The organism is Streptomyces sp. NPDC047315 (assembly GCF_040643215.1).
Taxonomy (GTDB): domain Bacteria; phylum Actinomycetota; class Actinomycetes; order Streptomycetales; family Streptomycetaceae; genus Streptomyces.
Window position 1 is genome coordinate 1 of sequence record NZ_JBEYTZ010000043.1, and the last position, 19,472, is coordinate 19,472.

Genomic DNA, 19,472 nt, shown 5'->3' on the forward strand with positions numbered 1-19,472 from the left:
TGAACGCTTTCGATCATCAGGACATCCCGTTCGAGCGACTCGTCGAAACACTGAACCCCGAACGCTCCACCGCCTACCACCCCCTCTTCCAGGTGGCGTTCTCATGGCAGGGCCGTACCGGAGGCATCGAACTGCCCGGCGTGACGGCCGCACCCGTCCAGGTCACGACCGGCACTGCCAAGTTCGACCTGCTCTTCCACGTCGAGGAGCCACCCATGGGGAGCGAACAGCGACTCAGCGGGCTCGTCGAGTACGCCACCGACCTGTTCGACCACAGCACCGCACAGGCCCTGGCAGACCGCTACGTGCGTCTGATCACCGAATGCGCCGCTGCCGCACGGAGACCGCTCAGCGCGGTCGACGCGCTGACGCCTGCCGAGCGGGACCTCGTGGTGCGCCAAGTGAACGACACGAAGGCACCCACCCCCCACCTCACGATCCCCGCGCTCTTCGAACGGCAGGCCGCCGCCACACCGGACTCGATCGCCGTCGTCAGCGACGACCGCACCCTGACCTACCGCGAACTCAACCACCGCGCCAACCGACTCGCCCGCGAACTCCTCCGCCACGGTGTCGGCCAGGAGTCCACCGTCGCGGTGGCCGTACCGCGGTCACTGGAGTACGTCGTGGCGGTACTCGCCGTGGTCAAGGCCGGCGGAGCCTACGTGCCGCTTGCCCACGACCATCCCGCGGAGCGCCTGGAGCAACTGCTGCGGCACTCCCGGCCCCAACTGCTCGTGACCACCTCGACGGTGGCGTCAGCTCTGCCCGAGCACCCGTGCCCGCAGCTGATCGTCGACGCCCAGGCCGTCGCCGCGGACGTTGCCGCACAGCCGGCGGACGACTTGCCCGACCCGGGCCTCCCGGACCGGTTGGCGTACGTCATCCACACCTCCGGCTCGACTGGCGTGCCCAAGGGCGCCGGGGTCAGCCATCGCGCCGTGGTGGACCTCGCCTCCGACCGGCGATGGCCCGGCGGCGCCCACGACCGGGTCCTGATGCACTCGGCGCCGACTTTCGACGTCTCGGCGTACGAGACGTGGATACCACTGCTGAACGGCGGCCGAATCCATATCGCCCCACCGGGCCGCTTGGACGTCGATGCTCTCGCGACAGCCGTGGCGGAGCAGCAGGTGACCGCGGTGTGCATGTCCGCCGGCCTCTTCTCGGTGATCGCCGCGGAGCGCCCCGAGAGCTTCTCGGGGCTCCGGGAGGTGTTGGCCGGCGGCGAACAAGTGCCTGCCGACGCCGTGGCCCGGGTGTTGCGGGCCTGCCCGGACACCGAGGTCGTCAATGTGTACGGACCCACCGAGGCGACGGTCTTCGCCACCTGCCACCGGATCGCGGGAGGCACCCGGCTCGGCGCGGCCGTCCCGGTGGGACGGCCCCTGGACAACACGCGCGCCTACGTCCTCGACGACCGACTGCGGCCCGTTCCACCAGGGGTGGAGGGCGAGCTGTACCTCGCGGGTTCCGGCCTGGCGCGCGGATACGCACGACAGCCGAAGACCACGGCCGAGCGCTTCGTGGCCAACCCCTTCGACGCCGCCGGCGAACGCATGTACCGCAGCGGTGACCTGGTGACCTGGACGAAGGAAGGTGAACTGGTGTTCCGAGCGCGCGCCGACGACCAGGTGAAGATCCGAGGGTTCCGGGTCGAGCCGGGCGAGGTCGAGACCGCACTGATGACACACCCCGGGGTGGCCCGCGCCGTGGTCGCGGCCCACCCGAGCCCCGGCGGCTCCGGAGGGCTGCGCCTGGTGGCCTACGTGGTCGCTGCCGGCGCAACGGAAGGACCCGGGACGGCGTCGCCACGCGTCGGGGAGGCGGAGCTGCGTCCGTACCTCGCCCGGCGCCTGCCGGACCATCTGGTGCCCTCGGTCTTCGTGGAGCTCGACGACCTACCGCTGACCAAACACGGCAAGGTCGACCGCAAGGCGCTCCCCGTCCCCGGCGCTGGTGAAGCCCGGCCCGAGACGGCCCTCGTACGGCCGCGCACGGCCACCGAACGTGCGATCGCCGCGATCTGGGCGGACCTGCTCGACCGGGACGACATCGGCGTGCACGACAAGTTCTTCGACGCCGGGGGGACCTCGCTGTCCCTGCTGGCCCTCAGCAGCCGGCTCGCCGACCTCACCGCCCGTCCCGTGGAGCTGAGCGCACTGTTCGAACACACCACGGTCGAGGCGATGGCCCGGCTGCTCGACGACACACCCACCGGTGAAACCACTGACGAATCGGGGTACGAGCTGTGAAGAGCAGGAGCCGTTGCGACCAGGAGGCCGTGGCGATCATCGGCGTCGCACTGGCCCTTCCCGATGCCGATGACCTCGACGCCCTGCACCACAACCTGATCGCCGGGCGGTGCAGCGTCGGAAGGCCGGACAAGGAGCGGGCGCACTTCGCCGGTGCACCGGGGGGTCTCGACTATCTCAAGATGGGCTATCTGAACCGGATCGACCTCTTCGACCACCGGTTCTTCGGACTCTCCCAGCGCGAGGCCGAGCTGATGGACCCGCACCAGCGCATGACCGCGCAACTCGCCCACCGGGCCGTCGAGAACGCCTGTTACGCGCCCGGAGAACTGAGGGGATCTCGGACCGCGGTCGTCCTCAGCACCCCTGAACCCCACTACGCGACCCTGTACACGGACAGCGACCCGCAGCAGATCCTCGGCGCGCACCCCGCAGCGGCGGCGGCGCGGATCTCGTACCTCTTCGACTTCGCCGGGCCCTCGCTGACGGTGGAAACCGCATGCAGCGGGAGCCTGACCGCGATCGCCACAGCCGTGGAGGCCCTCCGCACCGGGCGCTCCGACCTGGCGATCGCCGGCGGGCTCAGCCTCTACCCGGTCCTGGCGGCCGAGAGCAGCCGCGAACCCATGATCGGCCTGGAGTCCCCCGAGGGGGTGTGCCGCCCCTTCGACGCCGCGGCGGACGGCTGCACCGGCGGCGAGGGCGGTGGTCTCGTACTCCTCAAACGCCTCGACGAGGCCCTGGCGGACGGCGACCACATCCACGCCGTCGTACGAGGCATCTGCGTGAACCACAACGGATTCAGCGCCACCAGCATGAGCGCGCCGAGCCCACGAGGGCAGACCGAGGTGATTCTGGAAGCCTGGCGGGAGGCCGGTGTCGCGCCGGTCGACTACGTCGAGGCACACGGCTCCGCCACCCGGCTCGGCGACGTGGTGGAGGCCGAGGGACTGAGGCGCGCGTTCCTCACTGCCGGGGTGAGCGAACCGTGCGGAATCAGCGGCATCAAGGGAAACATCGGACACCTCAACCACGCGGCAGGAGTGGCGGGCCTCTTCAAGGTGCTCGCCGCGCTGCGACACGGCACCCGATACCCCAACCCCCACTTCCAGTCGCCGAATCCGCTGATTGACTTCACTGGCCCGGTCCACGTCGACGAGGTCGCGACGGGTTGGACGCGTGCGGCCGGCCGAACCCGTCGAGCAGGTGTGAGTTCCTTCGGCCTGACTGGGACCAACGTCCACGCCGTCATCGAGGAACCGCCCGCCCCCGTGCCGCTGTCGGCACCGGCAGGGCCGGACGTCGAGTTGGTGACGCTCTCCGCCAAATCGCCCTCAGCACTCGAAGCGTACGCGCAGCGCGTCGCCGACTTCCTCGACCGAACCGAACACGACCTGCCCACGGTCACCCATGCCTTGAACCACGGGCGCGACGACCACCCCTATCGATGGGCGGGCACCGCGCACGACACCGGTGAACTAGCTCTCTGCTTAAGGGCGTTACGACACGGCGGTGGACCGGAGCCGATGACGGCGGCCCCCCTGGTCCTCCTGCTGTCCGGCGACGGCGACCTCGGCGACGCGGTGTGGTCACGACTGCGTGCGGCCTTCCCCGAGCTCGCCGACCCGGACGGCGCCACCCCCGGCGCGCTGCTGCACGCCCGGCAGTGCGCGGTCTACGAACTGGCACGCTCCCTGGGACTGACCGAGGCACGACTGGTCGGCTCCGGTGTCGGCAACTTCGCGGTCCGGGCCATCCAGAGCCCGTCGACGGCCGCGGACGCACGTCAGAAGGCGGCGGATGCCGCCGTCGTCGGCCAGGTCGACGAGGCCGGGCTACGCCGTGCCGTGCACAGCCTCGCCGAGGAAGGGGCCGTGGTCGTCGAACTGGCGGCGGAGGGAGTCCTGTGCCGGGAGATCGCCCGGGTCGCCCCTGAGCTGCCCGTGGTGCGACTATTCGAGAACCCCACCCGTCAGGGCGTACTCGCCGCCCTCGCCGAACTCTACGAGCACGGGGTGGACCTCGACTGGAGCCGGTACTACGCCCATGGCGGCATGCCCCGCATCGAAGTGCCCACCTACCCCTTCGACGTCGACGAGGTGTCCTGCTGGTGCCGCCCGCCCGGCTCCCCCTTGGACATCCACCTGGTCGGCGCCGCAGAGCCCGCTTCACCGGCGGCATCGGAACGCCCGAGCCGACAAGACGACATCGAACGCACACTGGTCGAGATCTGGAGCGGCGTCCTCAAGGCCGACGACGTTGACACGGATGCCAACTACTTCGAACTTGGCGGCACGTCGATCGCGGGCATCACCGTACTGCGCCAGGTCCAGGAACGTCACGGTGTCCAGCTGACCTTCGCCGACCTGCACGAGTACCCAGTACTGGGCGAGCTGGCCGGGCGCATCGACGCCCTTGCGGCCGGGGGAGCGGAGCGAGAGGACTGGACGATCCCACCGATTCCACGCCCCGGCCGCCTGCCGCTGTCGATGAACCAGGAGCAGCTGTGGTATCTGGACCGGCTCCACCCGGGCACCCCCCTCTACAACATCCCCATCGTGCTGCGCTACGTCGGAGACTTGGACTTCGACGCCTATCGGGGCGCCGTGCGCGACGTGGTGGACCGGCACGAGGTCCTGCGCACCCGCATCGGGGACGAGAACGGTCGCCCCTACGCACTTGATGAGGTGCCCGAGCCGCACGTGACGTTCCTCGACCTCTCCGCGCTCCCGGACGAGCGACGCACCGCCGAACTGGCCCAGGCGATGGAGCACGAGGCGAGCGAACCCTTCGACCTCGCGCGGGGGCCGCTGTTCCGCACCGCGATCATCAAGACCGGAGCTCAGGAGCACCTCGTCCAACACACCTGGCACCACATCGTCTTCGACGGGTGGACGCCTGCCGTCTTCTTCGGGGAGCTGTCCGCCTACTACACCGCGCGTCGAGGTGGGCCCGCGGCCCAGTTGCCGGCGCTGCCCGCCCAGTACGCCGACTTCGCGGCCTGGCAGGGCCAGTGGTTGCAGGGGCAGCGGATGGCACGCGGACTGGACTTCTGGCGTACGGAGCTGAGTGGCTTGCGCCCGGCCGAACTGCCGCTCGACCACCCACGCCCGGCGACCCAGTCCCACCGCGGCGGCAGTGTGCCGTTCGCACTCGACCCGGACGTCGCGGCACAACTGCGCGCGTTCAGCGTGCGAGAGAACACGACGAACTTCGTCACCATGCTCGCCGTGGTGGACACGGTGCTGGCACTGTGGGCGGGGCAACGGGACGTCGTCGTGGGCGCCGCGACCACGGGCCGGTTCAACCCGCTGACACACGGGCTGATCGGCTACTTCAACAACCTCCTTCCGTTCCGCACCCGCGTCGACGCCGGGCTGAGCTTCCGGGAACTGGTGGCCCGCTGCGCGACCACCGCCACCGGGGTGCTCGACCACGAGGAGATCCCGTTCGCGCAGATCGTCGCGGAAGCCGACCACCGCGACCCCTCTCGACACCCGATCTTCACGGTCTGCTACACCCACCAGAACACCACCAGGGCGTCCTACGACCTGCTGGACCTGACCATGGTGAGCATGGAGGACGATCTTCCCGCGGTCTCCGGAGTCGCCCCGGGAACCTCCAAGTTCGACCTCACCTTCGGCCTGTACGACCAGGACGGCGTTCCGATGGACGGCTACCTGGAGTACGCCGTCGACCTCTTCGAACCGGCCACCGCCCGCCACCTCGTCGAGCTGTTCCAGCGCATCGCGGCAGCTGCCATGCGGAACCCGGACCGGCCCCTGGAAGAACTGCTGGAAGACGGCGACGCGGCGGGTCTCCTCACCGGTGTGTGCCGTGACGTGACGCAGGGCCGCCTGGTCAGCCGGGCCTTCGAGGCGCACGCCGCGCAGCGCCCGGACGAGATCGCCGTCGTCGACAGGGCTGGCGAGCACACGTACCAGACGATCGAACAGCAGGCGAACCGGCTGGCGTGGCGGCTCGTGGAACACGGAGTCGGCCCCGACAGCGTGGTGCCCGTGCTCGCGGAACGCGGTGTGGAACTCGTGGTCGGTTGGCTCGCCGTGCACAAGGCGGGCGGCGCCTTCGCCACGATCGACCTCGGCGTGCCGGAGCAGCGCATACGGAGCATCCTCGCCGGCATCTCCTCCTCCGCAACCCTCGTCGGAACCGGTGCCGCCGGTGTCCTGGAGGACGGTCACGGTCCGCTCGTGCACATCAGCGCCACTGGCGTGGACGCGCAGAGGGACGCCGAGGGGGACCATGACGGTCCTCCGCCGCAGCGGGCGGGCACGGCGCACCTCGCCTATGTGTCGCACACGTCGGGCACCACCGGACGCCCCCTCGGCTGCGAGGTCGAACACCGCAGCCTGATCAACCTGCTGCGCTGGTGGGGCGAGGAGGTCGAGCTCACCACCGGGGACCGGATGGCCCAGCTGTCCGCACCCGGCTTCGACCTGGCCGTGCTCGAAGTCATGGCCGCCCTCCACCACGGCACACCCCTGTGCTTCGTGGACGACGTTCTCCAGACCCCGGCGAACCTCCTCGGGGAACTCGCCGAACACGGCGTGACGGTGGCCTGCCTGCCGACGCCCCTGGCCGAACTGATGCTCCCGGACACCCCTGACGTGCCGGGTCTCGCACTGCGCAGCCTGACCACCGGCGGTGACGTGCTACGTGCGAGGCCGCCCCGGGACTCCGCGCTCACCCTGCTCAACGTGTACGGACCGACCGAATGCACCGTCTGCGCCACCGCCGGAGTCGTGGCCGAAGCCGGAACAGCCCCCGGGGAGGCGGCTGCGGAACAGCCGCTCCCTGACATCGGCAAGCCGCTGCCGAACACCCGGGTGTACCTGCTGGACCAGCGCGGCCGACCCGTCGCCGCTGGCCAGCGCGGCGAGGTCTTCATCGGCGGGATCAGCGTGGGCCGCGGCTACCACGACAAGCCAGCGCTGACTGCGACCCGGTTCGTCGCCGACCCGTTCGCAGACGAACCGGGAGCCCGGATGTACCGCACCGGCGACGTGGCCCGGGTCCGACGCGACGGCACCCTCGCCTTCGCAGGCCGTAGCGACCATCAACTCGAACTGCGCGGCCACCGTGTGGAGCCCGCCGAAGTCGAGCGGAGCCTGCTGGACCACCCCCAGGTCCGGGAAGCCCTCGTCGTCGGGGAACGGCAACCGTCGGGCGCCCCTCTCCTCGTGGCCCACGTCGCCGGCGAGGACCTGCCCCCAGACGACGAACTGCTCGCCTGGGTCGCCCGCGAGCTGCCCGCCTACATGGTGCCCGGCCGTGTGGCGCACCACGACCACCTGCCCAAGACGAGCAACGGAAAGCTCGACCGCAACGGGATGAGGGAGACGCAGATGCCCGACGACCACTCCAGTACGAGCGGGTTGACAGCAGTGACGACGACGGGCGCAGACCCCGTTGACGGGGCACAGCGGGAGATCGAACGCGTCTTGGGGGAGATCTGGACCGATCTGCTCGGCATCGGGACGGTGTCCCCGGGCGACAACTTCTTCCGCATCGGCGGTGACTCGATGCTGAGTGTGGGCGTCGCCTCCCGCGCGGCACAGCTGGGCCTGCACCTCACGCCCCACGACGTGCTGAGCCACCCGACCCTGCGGGAGCTCGCCGCCGTCGCCGTCCAGGACCTCGGCCACCCACCGCAACTCGTCACCACCGCCACCACCGCCACCACCGCGCCCCGCGTCGCCGCGTTTACGGAGCCGGTGCCCCCGAGCCCGTGGATGCAGGCGATGCTGAGCAAGTCCGGTGACAATTTGCGGGACTTCATCGCCCCCCTCGCCCTGGAAACCGTCCCAGGGGTGCGCCTTGAGGCGGTCCGGGCGGCCTTCGAGCGACTGGTCGAGATCCAAGAACCCCTGCGCTACCGCTTCCGTCACAACAGCCTCGGTTGGCGCGTCGAGTGCGCCGAGCGGGAGAACGCACCCCTGGTGGACGCCAGGGTGCTGCCGCCACTCGACGAGGAGCAGCTCCAGAGCCAGTTGGCCGCCGACGTCGACGAACTCGCCAAGGACATCGACCTCAGCCGGGGGCCGGCACTGCGAGTCAGGTTCTACGACCGCGGGGCGGAGCGACCAGGTGTGATCCTCTTCGTCGCCCACCACTTCGTCTTCGACGCGCTGTCACCCGTACCGCTGGTCGAGGACCTGAACGCGGCGCTGGCCAACCGTGTGACCACCATCCGCCGGCCCGCCTGGCGGGAGTGGACCCGCCACCTGCGGGCCATGTCCACGTCCGACGAGATCGCCAGCGAACTCCCCTACTGGAGGGGAATCATGAGCATGGGGTCCCAGCAGGCCCCGCTGACCGAGAACGGCCCGCCCGGCTCGCCGCCGAGCGTGGTGCGCCGTACCGTCGCGAGCCGTCCCGCAAGCCTGCTGGCTGACAGCGGCCCACGCGGACAGCAGGCCGCCATCGCTGTGGCCGCGACTGCCTGGTCGCGCTGGCGGGGCACTCCTGACGCCTATCTGAGCACCCTGGGCATGGGAGCCGCGCCCAACGCGCTGTGGCACGGCGATCGGAGCACGTCACTGGGATGGTTCACCCATCTGTTCCCGGCCTTCGTCACCGTCCCCTCCGGGGCGCGCGCGACAGACGTGCTCAACGCGGCGGGCGCAGCCCTCTCGGTGCCGAACGACGGCATCGGCTACGGCGTCCTGCGCCATCTCAGCCCGCACACCCCCGAGGTCGCACAGCTGCGGGACGTCCCGGAACCCCAGGTGCTGGTCGAGCACCTGGCCAACGCCAGCAACGGGCTCGTCAGACTCGGCGGCGACTGGGTCCGGTTGCGGTCCGCAGTCCTGTTCGCCCCTCCGCAGGCCGTACTTGACCAGGTACCGGTCGTGGTGGCGACCCAAGTGATCGATGGGGTGCTGGAGATCGGTGTGGCGTCCCGCGGCACGGTGGCTGACGCCGACATGGAGGTCTTCGCCGACCACCTCGTCGAGGCGTTCATCGAACTCGCCGCGGCTGAGGACACGGACGGGGTGGGTTGACGTGGCGCCGACGACGGCGGTGCGGGCGCTCGCCTTCCACCAGCCCGATACCGCGCTGCGTGTGACCGAGCTCCCCGGTCTCGACCGGCTCAGTGACACGGAACGGGAGTGCTGCGTGCGGCTCGGCATCGACGAGGTCCGCGCGGACGCAACCCTGTCGGCGTACGACCTCGCCGCCGGCGCGGCACACCGGGCCCTGGGAGAGGCGGGCCTGACCGCGGCCGACGTCGGCGCGCTGATCGTGATCGAAGCCCGGGCACCACAGACGCTGATGAGCTCCACCGCCACCCGCCTTCAGTCACAGTTGGGCGCGGACCGGGCGGTGACGTTCTCCGTCGGCGGGCTCGGCTGCGTCTCCCTCACCCCGGCCCTGCTCGCGGCCCGCGGGCTGCTCGCCGCCGACGGGGACATGGACCACGTCCTAGTAGCCCACGGCAGCAAACCACCGACGCCGTTGCGCTATCGACATCCGGTGACGGTCAGCGGCGACGGCGGGGCGGCGATGGTGGTGTCCCGCAGCGGACCGATCCGCATCCTCGACATCCTCCAGGCGACCAACGGCGCCTACTGGGACCTGTTCCGGGTCGAGTACCGGGACCGGCCGACCGACCAGTGGCGCGAGGAGTGCCGGGAGATCACCGGTTACACCTTCACCCTGGCCGCGGAGACTCGACACCGCCTGCGCGAGATGCACCGTCGCCTCTTGGAACGCAACGGCCTCGATCCGCAGGACATCAGCTGCTACCTCAGCCACAACCTCTCCACCGGCGCCTTCCGATTCACCGAGGAAGCCCTCGGCATCAAGATCAGCAACACTTGCTTCGACACCCTGCGGCAGTACGGACACCTCGGCCCGAACGACATCCTGCTGAACCTGCACGCGGAACTCGGAAGCGGCACCCTCGCCCAGGGACAACGAGCGGTCCTTCTCAGTGCGAGCCCGGCCGCGGCGTGGAGCATGCTCCTGGTGGAGACAGGCGACGGCGCGGCGACCCACTATCTGTAACGACTCCTTTGGGGGCAGGGGCGGAGAACGCCCGCCGCTGCCCCCACTGGCTGGGTTCATGTTGCGGGTGGTGTCGGAACCGTCTGCGACGACATGCCGGGTGCGGTATCGGTGACGCTGGAGCGCGTCGATGGTCCTGCTGCAGCTGGCAAGCTCTTCTCAGCCACCGGTGTCCCGCCGGCCGGCGTCGCCCTCCGTCTCGGGGACTCGTCGGGTCGCCCGGGCCGGCTCAATCGCGTGCGGGCGGGTTCTCCGCTCGTTCCTCGGCGAGGGCGACCAGCGCCCGCGCCGCCGGCGAGAGCGGGCCGATCCGGTGATAGAGGAAGCAGTGCCGCGGAACGGTGAAGTCCACGTCCCTGATCACCGCACCCAGGAGACCGGCAGGCCGCGCCGCCGACTCCGGCAGGACCGTGGCTCCCGCGCCTGCCAGGACGAAGTGGACGACGGCGTCGCGGTGCGCGCTGTCCACGGCGACGGTGAGGGCGGGAAGCCCGCTCGCGGCGAGTTCGGTGCTGATCCAGGTCCCGACCGCGGAGTCGGCCGAGGCACCCATCACCACTTCGTGACGGGACAGCTCCGCGAGCCCCACGGGACCGTCGGGCAGATGGGTACCGGGCGGGAAGACCGCCATGAGGGGGCCGGGCGCCACCGGGACGGCCCGGTGCTTCGGATAGGGCGCGGGATGGTCGTGGAGCAGTAGTTCCGCCTCGGCGCGGCGGAGCGAGTCGAAGCCCCCCGTGCCGTTGGCGGCCTCACGCACTCGTACGCGGACACCGGGATAGCGCTCCCGGAAGGCGGTGATGAGCCGTACCGCGGGGTCCACCGCGCAGGCGGGTACCACCGTCAAGTCGAGCTGTCCGGCCGCCAGCCGGTCCACCTCCTCCACCGCTGCCCGTACGCCGTCGAAGGCTCGCAGGGTCCGTCGGGCGGGGCCGATGAGGGCCCGGCCGGCGGGGGTCAGGGTCAGCTTCCGCCCTCGTACGACGAGCGGGGTGCGCAGTTCGCGTTCGAGTTCCCGGATGGCCTGGGAGACCGAGGGCTGGCTCAGGTGGAGCTGACGGGCAGCGGCCGAGATGCTGCCGGCCTCCACGGTCGCGAGGAAGTAGGCGAGGTGACGTCTTTCCATAGGCACTGCCTACCCATTCTCAAGGAATCTCAAGGCTTCACCGGTGCCGGTGAGCGGCATAGCGTGCCGGTCAACGAACCGTCGAGCCGAGGGGGAATCCGATGCAGGCCGTCCATCGCACCCTGCGCGTCCTCGAAACGGTCGCCGGGCACCAGCCCATCGGTGTCGGCGAACTCTCCCGTCGCTGTGCGCTGCCCAAGTCGACGGTGCAGCGCCTCGTCCAGTCGCTGGCTGCCGAGGGGTGGCTCCGGTCCGTGGGCCAGGAGCAGACCCGGTGGGTGCTGACGACGCGGATGCTCACCCTCGGCACGGCAGCCCTGCAGGACGGTGGGGTGCGCGAGTCGGCGATCGGCCCGATGCGGGAGCTGGGGGAGCTCACCGGCGAGACGGTCACCCTGCAGGTTCCCGACGGTCCGTTCCGGATGGTGCTGATCGAACGGGTCGACTGTCTCCACCCCGTCCGCACGATCAATCAGCTCGGCACGACCTCCCCGATCACCGCGACCTCCACGGGTCTCGCCTTCCTCGCCCTACTGGGGGACGACGAGGTGGAACGGGTGCTCGCCCGGCCCGTGCCGAGACTCACCCCGAGCACCGTCACCGAGCCGTGCGAGCTTCGGGCCGCGGTCGCCGAGACCCGCGCGAAGGGATACGCGGTGAACCGGGGCCAGAACCGCGAGGGGGTGTCCGCGGTCGGGACCGCCGTCGTCGGCCTGTCCGGCCGTCCCGTCGCGGGGATCGGCCTCTCCCTGCCCGACAGCCGGTTCGATCCCCAACGAGTGCCTCGGTGGGCGCGGCAGCTCCGGGCGACCGCCGTGGCCGTCACCGCGGCGCTCGCCGACTGAGAACGCGACCCACCCCACATCGGCGCCCCCGCGGCGCGAAGGGAGGAACACGGGATGGACATGCACACCGAATCCCCCGCAGAAACGTTTCTTACGGCGGACCGACTGGCCATCAGGAACCTGGCGCGGGAGTTCGTCGCCCGCGAGGTGCTGCCGGCGGCCGACGCGCTCGACCCGGTCGCCGGCGAGATCCCCATGGAGCTGCGGGACAAGATGGCCGACCTCGGATTCTTCGGGATCCTCATTCCCGAGGAGTACGGCGGGCTGGGCATGGGCGTGTCCGAGTACGCGCTGATCGTCGAGGAGTTGGCGCGCGGCTGGATGAGCGTGGCCAGCCTGATCGCCCGGGGGCAGCAGTTCACGCACGGCTTCAGCCCCGAGCAGCGGGCCGAATACCTGCCGAAGATGGCACGCGGGGAGTTCCTCAGCGCGTTCGCGCTCTCCGAGGCCGAGGCCGGCTCGGACGTGGCGAACCTGAGCTGCCGCGCCGAGCCGGACAGTGACGGCGGCTGGCGGATCACCGGGCAGAAGATGTGGTGCACGTTCGCCGACGGCGCCGACTACCTCCAGGTGTTCGCCCGCACCCGGCCGGTGGACCCGCTGCACCGATCCCGCGGCATCACCTGTTTCCTGCTGCCCAAGGAGCGCGGCACGCTCCCCGGGGGCGTCACCGGGACGCCGGTGCGCAAGATCGGCTACCACGGCTGGAAGACCTGGGAGCTGTCGTTCGACAACGCCCGGGTCGAGCCCGGGATGACCGTCGGCGAGGAGGGCCACGGCTTCAAGGTCGCCATGGGGGACCTGGTGATCGCCCGGATCCACACGGCGGCCCGCGCCATCGGCCTGGCTCGCGGCGCGCTGGAGGACTCGGTGGCGTACGCGAAGGAGCGGGTGCAGTTCGGCAAGCCGATCGCGGACAAGCAGGCGATCCGTTTCAAGATCGCCGGCATGGCGACGCGGATCGAGGCGTCCCGGGCGCTGCTGCACCAGATCTGCGCCGATTACGACGCGGGCCGCCCGTCCAACCTCCAGGCGTCCATGGTGAAGCTGCATGCCACCGAGATGGCGGAGCGCGTCACCAGCGAGGGCATCCAGATCCACGGCGGCGCCGGGTACACCACGGACTTCGCGGTGGAGCGCCACTGGCGCGACGCCCGGCTCACCAAGATCTTCGAGGGCACCTCGGAGATTCAGCTGAAGATCATCTCCGACACGCTGCTGGGCCGCGGACGATGACCGCCCGGACGCCGACCACCGGGCCGCTGGCGGGGCTGACCGTCCTCGACCTCAGCCGCATGCTCGCCGGGCCGTTCTGCACCATGGTCCTCGCCGATCTCGGTGCCACCGTCCTCAAGGTGGAGCCCCCGTTCCGCGACATGGTCCGCGACCAGGGCCCCTACGCCGAGGACGACGAACTGAAGGCGTACGGCGGGTACTTCCAGAGCGTCAACCGCAACAAGCAGGGCCTGGTCGTCGACCTGACCTCACAGGACGGCGGCGCCGTGATCCGCCGCCTGGCCACCACTGCGGACGTCCTGGTGGAGAACTTCCGACCGGGCGTGATGGAAAGGCACGGCCTGAGCTACGAGGAACTCGCCGGGATCAACCCGCGGCTGGTCTACACGGCGGTGCGCGGCTTCGGCGACCCGCGCACCGGAAGCAGCCCGGTCCAGGACTGGCCCAGCTTCGACATCGTCGCCCAGGCGATGGGCGGACTGCTCGGGATCACCGGCCCGGCCGGAGGTCCGCCCGTGAAGACGGGGCCCGGCTTCGGCGACATCGTGCCCGCCCTGTTCGCGGCCGTCGGGACGCTGGCGGCGGTCCGCGAACGCGAGACCACCGGGCGCGGCCGTTTCGTGGACGTGGGGATGTACGACGCGGTGGTGGCCGCCTGCGAGCGGATCGTCTACCAGCACTCGTACACCGGTGCGGTGCCAGGACCCGAGGGCAACGCGCACCCCCTGCTCTGCCCCTTCGGCCTCTTTCCCGCCGCCGACGGCTTCATCGCCCTGGCGGCGGCGCCCGCCGACCACCACTGGAGGCTGCTCTGCGAGGCGATGGGCCGGCCCGAGCTGGGCACGGACCCGCGCTACGCCCGCAACACCGACCGGGTGGCGCACCAGGCCGACGTCCTGGACGCGGTCGGCGAATGGTCCGCCCGCCACACCCGCGCCGAGCTGGCGGACCTCCTCGGCGGCAGGGTTCCCTTCGGACCGGTCAACACTGCGGACGCGCTCTTCGAAGACCCGCACCTCGCCGCCCGCGGCATGCTCCAGCAGGTCGAACACCCGGGCCTGGACCGGCCCGTGACCATCGCCGCGACCCCCATCCGTCTCGCGGGGAACGGGCCGCCCGCCGTTCGCCGGGCACCCCTGTTCGACGAGCACACCGACGACGTCCTGCGCCGGGCCGGATACGCGGACGACGAGATAGCCCGGCTGCGAGCGACCGGGGCCATCGGCGCCCCCGGCTCGCCCTGACCCCTCTCATCAACCCCTACTCCCGAAGGATGATGCTCCATGGGAAGCCTCGAAGGGCGCGTGGCGATCGTCACCGGCGCCGGGCGCGGACTCGGGCGGGAACACGCCCTTCTGCTCGCCGCCGAGGGTGCCAGCGTCGTGGTGAACGACCCCGGCGTCGCGGGGGACGGCGAAGGCGCCGACCAGGGACCCGCCCATGAGGTCGTCGCGGAGATCCGGGCGGCGGGCGGACAGGCGGTCGCCGACACCGGCCGCGCCGACGACTTCGCCGCCGCCCGCGCCATGGTCGACCTCGCCGTCGAGCACTACGGCGACCTGGACATCCTGGTCAACAACGCCGGCGTCACCCGCGACGCGACCATCGCGAAGATGACCGAGGCCGAGTGGGACAGGGTCGTCTCGGTCCACCTCAAAGGCCACTTCGCCCCGCTCCACCACGCTGCCGCCCACTGGCGCGAGCGGACGAGGGCGGGGCGCGCCGTCCGCGCCTCGGTGATCAACACCTCGTCAGGGTCCGGTCTGCGCGGCAACCCCGGTCAGCTCAACTACGCCGCCGCCAAAGCCGGCATCGCGGCGATGACCGTGGTAGCCGCCCGTGAACTGCAGCGCTACGGCGTACGGGTCAACTCCATCGCGCCGGTCGCCCGCACCCGCATGACGATGGAAACCCCGGGGCTCGCCGAGAAACTCGCACCCCGGGACGGTGAGTTCGACGCCTGGGACCCGGCGAACGTCTCTCCGCTCGTCGCCTGGCTCGCGGCCGAGGAGTGCCGGGCCAACGGCCAGTTGCTGATGATCCGGGGCGGCCGGATCGACGTGTACGACGGCTGGGCGGTGCGAGAGACCCATCAGAGCACGGGCCGCTGGACGCTCGCGGCTCTCGACGCGGCGCTGGCCGACCTCCCGTCGGCTCCGCCGACCCTGGTCCCCTCCGTCTGAATCAGAGCGGAAACACGCAGGCGCCACTGTGAAAGGGCAGTCATGTACACCACCCGCATCGGCCACTCCACCACCGACTCCATCAACATCTACGGCTACGACCTGTGTTCGGAGGTCATCGGCCACACCAGCCTGGCCGACCTCGTCTTCCTCGGCGCCCGGGGACGGCTGCCGACCGTGAACGAGTCCCACATGCTCAACGCCCTGATGGTGGGCATCGCCGAGCACGGCTTCACTCCCAGCTCCCTGGCCACCCGCCTCACCTGGCTGGGCGCCCCCGAGGCCACCCAGGCGGCCGTGGCCGCCGGACTTCTGGGCGCGGGCAGCGTGTACCTCGGTGCCATGGAGCTGACCGCCCGCACCCTCCAGGAGGCCCTGGACTCGGCGCCGGACGGCCAGAGCGCCGAGTCGACCGCCTCGGCGATCCTCGACGCGTACGAGAAGAGCGGCGAGAAGGTGCCCGGCTTCGGTCACCCCACCCACCGGCCGCGCGACCCCCGCACCGCCCGCTTCTTCCAACTCGCCGAGGATTGGGGGTTCCTCGGCCGTCACAGCCTCCTCCTCCAAGCCGTGCACGCCGAGATGGAGCGCCGCCGGGGCAAGCCCATCACCCTCAACGGGGCCGGCGCCTTCGGCGCGGTCCTCGCCGACCTCGGCTTCGCCTGGCAGCAGGTCCGCACGGTCGTGGTGGCCGCCCGTGCCGTCGGTCTCGTGGGCCACATCGCCGAGGAAGCGGCGCGCGGCGCCGCGGAAAGCACTGCGCAAGCCCTGTTCCGGCACGTGGAAGAGCACACCGACTACCAGCCCCAGCGCTGACCTGAACCAAGGACCGACCATGTCGTCCCTCGCCGAGACCCTCGCCCGCTGGGCGCACTCGTACGAACCCGACGCCCATGACTTCGCACTGGCCGACCGCTCGCTGCGGGACACCCTGGCCGTCACACTGGCCGCCCGGGACCACGAGGTGGCACGCATCGCCGAATCCCTGCCGAACGCCACGCGCTGGGCGGCGGTCGGCCACGTACTGGACTTCGACGACGTACAGCTGGAATCGACCAGCCATGTGAGCGTGGTGGTGGTCTCCGCGGCCCTCGCCGCCGGCGGCGACGCCCGCGCGTATCTGGCCGGGGCCGGGGTGATGACCCGGCTCGGCACTGCCCTCGGCTGGCCGCACTACGCGGCCGGGTGGCACGCCACCTGCACCCAGGGCGCGCCTGCTGCCGCGATCGCCGCCGGCGTCGCCCTCGGACTCTCCCCGGAGCAACTGACGACCGCGCTGGTGCTGGCCCTCCCGGCAGCGGGGGGAGTGCAAGCGGCCTTCGGCACGCAGGGAAAATCCCTCCAAGTCGGGTTCGCGGCCGAGGCCGGGGTGCGCGCCGCGCGGCTGGCGCGGGCCGGCGCCACCGCCGACCCGCGTGCCCTCGAAGCCTGGATGCGACTGGTGGGCGCGGCCGGTTCCCCGGTGGACCTCGGCGGCCCTGCGATCCCCGGTGGTCTGGCCGTCAAACTGCATCCCTGCTGCTACGCCATGCAACGGCCCATCGCCGCCGTCCGCGAGCTACGGGCACGCCACGGGCGCCTCGACCCCGCGGACATCGACCGCATCGTGATCACCACGCCCGAGGCGAGCGTGCGGCCGTTGATCCACGATCGGCCGGCGACCGGACTGCAGGGCAAGTTCAGCCTGCCGTACGCCGTCGCCACCGCACTGCTGGATCCCTTCCCGGACTTCGACTCCTTCACCGATGCCGCGGTCGCCAGAGCGGAGGCCCGGCGCCTGGTCGCCGCGACCGAGACCGTGCTCGTCCCCGGCGGCGACGGCCTGCTGTCGGGCGAGACGGACATCCGGCTGGAACTCGGCCGGGGCGGCACGTTGCACACCCGGCTCGCGCAGCCACCGGGCGCACCGCTCCGAGCACCGTCCCAGGACGATCTGGAGCGCAAGTTCGCGGCCTGCGGTGCCGACGTGCCGCACCTGCTCAACGGCCTCACCTGGGCGTCCGCGCGCGCACTGCTCACCGAAACGATCCGTCGCCAACGCCCCCGGACGCCCAGCGCCCGTTCCCTCGACAGCCGCCTGGAGAGCTCGTGACCCACGTTCGGCCGAAGAACATGCCGCCGTCCCTCGACATCCCGAGAGTCGGCGCGGACGCCCTGCTCGCGGGAGCGGCCCGCACGTACCCGGACCGGATCGCCCTGATGGACGGCGATGAGACGCTGACCTTCGCCCAACTCCACGACTCGGCACGACGGGTGGCCGGCGGGCTGCGCGAGCGCGGACTCCAGCCGGGTGACGCGGTTGCCCTGCACATGCCCAACACGTACTGGTACATCGTCGTCTACTACGGCGCGCTCTGCGCCGGGCTCGCCGTGGCACCGCTCAACCCGGCCCAGCCGCTCGGCCCGCTCCGAGCCCAACTCGCCGACTGCGGGGCCAAGGCCGTCTTCAGCCATCCGGCCTGCGCGTCCGCGCTCGTCGACGCCGTCTCCGACGCGGTCCGGCTCGTCGTCACCGTCCCCGCCACGGCCGCGGGCCCGGCCCCGGACGGCGGTGGGGCGGGGCCCGAGGGTTCGGTGCCGCTGGCCGAACTGCTGTCCTCGGAGCCGCTGGACTACCGCGTCGACCCCGACCTCGTGGCCCACCTCCAACTCACCGGGGGGACCACCGGAAGGACCAAGGCCGTCCGCGTCCTGCACCGCAACCTGGTGGCCAATGTGGTGCAGACCGGATGCTGGCGCTCCGCTTCGCTGCCGTACCTGGACGAGGAGGGCGGCGTCCGGGTCCGTCGCCTCAGCGATCCGGCGCCCAGGACGATCGTTCCCGGCGAAGGCTGCAACATCGCCATCGCCCCTCTCTTCCACGGCCTCGGACTGGTCGGCCACAACGCCAACACGCTCCTGGGAGCCACCGCCGTCATCACCGGCGGACGGTTCGACGCGGACCAGTTCATCCGCGACATCGAGCAGTACGGCGTGACCCACATGTCCGGCTCTCCGGCCATGTACTACGGGATGCTGCGCAGCGCGGAGCTGAGGAGGCGCGACCTCTCCTCCGTACGCATGATCACTTCGGGCGCGGCCCCGATCGACACCGGCGCCCTGGGTGCGCTGCGCCGGGCGTTCCCATCGGCGAGTGTCACCGAGGGCTACGGGCTGAGCGAGGCGACCATGGGCCTGACGATGTCACCACCGGGAGCCGACGTCGACACGCCGCTGGGCAGCGTGGGCGTCGCGATCGCCAACACCGAGGTCGAGATCCGTGGCGAGGACGGTGTCACGCTGCGTTCGCAGGGCGCGAACGGAGAGATCTGGGCGCGCGGTCCGCAGATCGCCGACGGATACCGGGACGCGCCCGCGTTGACGGCGGAGCAGTTCGTGGACGGCTGGCTGCGCACCGGGGACCTGGGCCGCCTCGACGAGAACGGCTTCCTCTTCCTGGTGGGACGGGCGAAGGACATGCTCATCTACAAGGGCTACAACGTCTACCCCCAGCCGCTGGAGGAACTCCTCTGCTCCCATCCGGCGATCGCGCAGGCGTCGGTGGTGGGCCGTCCTCATCCTGCATCGGGCGAGATCCCGGTCGGATTCGTGGTGCTGCACCCGCGGTCGACGGCCGAGGCCGAGCGGGGCCAGGAGTTCCTGGACGAGGTCATGGCCCATGTCGCTGCCCGGGTCGCGCCCTACCAGCGGATTCGCGAGCTGCACGTGGTGGAAGCGCTCCCCCTCACCCCGACCGGAAAGGTCCTCAAGACGCAGTTGAGACAGCGCCTCCAGGACCGATGCGCCTGAACCCCGC

General features: G+C 71.1%; 11 protein-coding genes. 10 read left to right on the plus strand and 1 reads right to left on the minus strand.

Annotated elements, in window-relative coordinates; translation table 11 throughout:
- From ABZ842_RS34140 to ABZ842_RS34150, 3 genes are all read left to right on the plus strand, one after another.
- Positions 1–2,255 (plus strand): amino acid adenylation domain-containing protein (locus tag ABZ842_RS34140; RefSeq protein WP_361545970.1); only part of this gene is annotated, 2,255 nt, incomplete at its 5' end.
- Entirely contained in the window at positions 2,252–9,280 is a 7,029-nt protein-coding gene (locus ABZ842_RS34145) for an amino acid adenylation domain-containing protein (RefSeq protein ID WP_361545973.1), read from the plus strand. The genes ABZ842_RS34140 and ABZ842_RS34145, both read left to right, overlap by 4 nt.
- A 1-nt stretch (position 9,281) precedes the next feature.
- Positions 9,282–10,286, plus strand: a complete 1,005-nt coding sequence (locus ABZ842_RS34150; protein WP_361545976.1) for a 3-oxoacyl-[acyl-carrier-protein] synthase III C-terminal domain-containing protein — start codon at positions 9,282–9,284, stop codon at positions 10,284–10,286.
- A gap of 229 nt (positions 10,287–10,515) precedes the next feature.
- Here ABZ842_RS34150 and ABZ842_RS34155 read toward each other — a convergent pair whose 3' ends face one another.
- Positions 10,516–11,412 carry a LysR family transcriptional regulator gene (locus tag ABZ842_RS34155; RefSeq protein WP_361545978.1) on the minus strand — a complete coding sequence of 299 codons (897 nt, stop codon included), beginning with the start codon at positions 11,410–11,412 and terminating at the stop codon, positions 10,516–10,518.
- 101 nt (positions 11,413–11,513) lie between these two features.
- On the opposite strand from ABZ842_RS34155, the gene ABZ842_RS34160 reads away from it, so the two are divergent.
- The 7 genes from ABZ842_RS34160 to ABZ842_RS34190 are packed head-to-tail and all read left to right on the plus strand — an operon-like array spanning position 11,514 to position 19,465.
- A complete protein-coding gene (locus ABZ842_RS34160) occupies positions 11,514–12,257 on the plus strand; it encodes an IclR family transcriptional regulator (RefSeq protein WP_361545981.1) in 744 nt (247 codons plus the stop codon).
- A 54-nt stretch (positions 12,258–12,311) separates the two neighbouring features.
- Positions 12,312–13,493, plus strand: coding sequence for an acyl-CoA dehydrogenase family protein (locus tag ABZ842_RS34165; RefSeq protein ID WP_361545984.1), 1,182 nt, complete (start codon positions 12,312–12,314; stop codon positions 13,491–13,493).
- On the plus strand, positions 13,490–14,737 hold the full coding sequence (locus ABZ842_RS34170; RefSeq protein WP_361545987.1) for a CoA transferase: 1,248 nt from the start codon (positions 13,490–13,492) through the stop codon (positions 14,735–14,737). Before ABZ842_RS34165 ends, ABZ842_RS34170 begins: the two co-directional genes overlap by 4 nt.
- Positions 14,738–14,776: 39 nt before the next feature.
- Positions 14,777–15,676, plus strand: coding sequence for an SDR family oxidoreductase (locus ABZ842_RS34175; RefSeq protein ID WP_361545990.1), 900 nt, complete (start codon positions 14,777–14,779; stop codon positions 15,674–15,676).
- A gap of 42 nt (positions 15,677–15,718) precedes the next feature.
- Positions 15,719–16,492, plus strand: coding sequence for a citryl-CoA lyase (locus tag ABZ842_RS34180; protein WP_361545993.1), 774 nt, complete (start codon positions 15,719–15,721; stop codon positions 16,490–16,492).
- Positions 16,493–16,511: 19 nt separating this feature from the next.
- The gene (locus ABZ842_RS34185) at positions 16,512–17,768 is read left to right on the plus strand and encodes an MmgE/PrpD family protein (protein WP_361545996.1); all 1,257 of its coding nucleotides are present in this window, start codon (positions 16,512–16,514) and stop codon (positions 17,766–17,768) included.
- Positions 17,765–19,465 (plus strand): class I adenylate-forming enzyme family protein, encoded by a 1,701-nt coding sequence (locus ABZ842_RS34190; protein WP_361546002.1) that lies wholly within the window; start codon positions 17,765–17,767, stop codon positions 19,463–19,465. The genes ABZ842_RS34185 and ABZ842_RS34190 overlap by 4 nt, the downstream gene beginning before the upstream one ends.
- Positions 19,466–19,472: the final 7 nt, after the last annotated feature.